This window comes from Mesorhizobium sp. M2A.F.Ca.ET.039.01.1.1, assembly GCF_003998035.1.
Classification (GTDB): domain Bacteria; phylum Pseudomonadota; class Alphaproteobacteria; order Rhizobiales; family Rhizobiaceae; genus Mesorhizobium.
This window is the reverse complement of sequence record NZ_RZRY01001462.1, coordinates 1-550: the sequence shown is the minus strand read 5'-3', so window position 1 is coordinate 550 and position 550 is coordinate 1. Positions and strand designations below refer to the sequence as shown.

The window sequence follows — 550 nt, the reverse complement described above, 5'->3', positions numbered from 1 at the left end:
CCGCCGCTGACGTCATCCGCGGCGTTATAGCCGGACAGCCATCGCCATGCCCGAGCTGGTCAGCGCCGCGGCTTTGACGATGCCGGCAGCGAGAGCAGCCCCTACCCCTTCGCCATGGCTGATGCCGAAATCGAGCAGCGGCCGCAGTCCGAGCCTTTCGGCAGCCTTGGCATGGCCAGGCTCGGGCGACAGACCGGCAAGCAGACAATGATCGAGCGTGCCGGGACTGGCCGCTTGCAGAACAGCGGCCGCGGCAGTCGCCACGAATCCGTCGAGCAAGACGGGAATCTTCTCCATGCGGGCCGCAAGAATAGCGCCGCAGATCGCCGCGAACTCGCGGCCGCCGACCCGTCGCAGGGCCTCCAGCGGATCGCCGAGGCCGGAACCATGGAACGCCAGCGCCCGGTCCACGACCTCGGCCTTTCGCGCCATCGTCGCCGCATCGGCGCCAGACCCCGGCCCGACCCAATCCACTCCATTGCCGCCGAACAACGCAGCGCAGAGCGCAGCCGCAATGGTCGAATTGCCAACCCCAAGATCACCTAGGCCT

At 68.2% G+C, this 550-nt stretch carries 1 protein-coding gene; it reads right to left on the bottom strand.

Going from position 1 to position 550, the window contains the following annotated elements; translation table 11 throughout:
• Positions 1-24: 24 nt before the first annotated feature.
• Positions 25-550: nicotinate-nucleotide--dimethylbenzimidazole phosphoribosyltransferase (locus tag EOA24_RS40450; RefSeq protein ID WP_189354719.1), on the bottom strand; the 526-nt coding region annotated here is incomplete at its 5' end.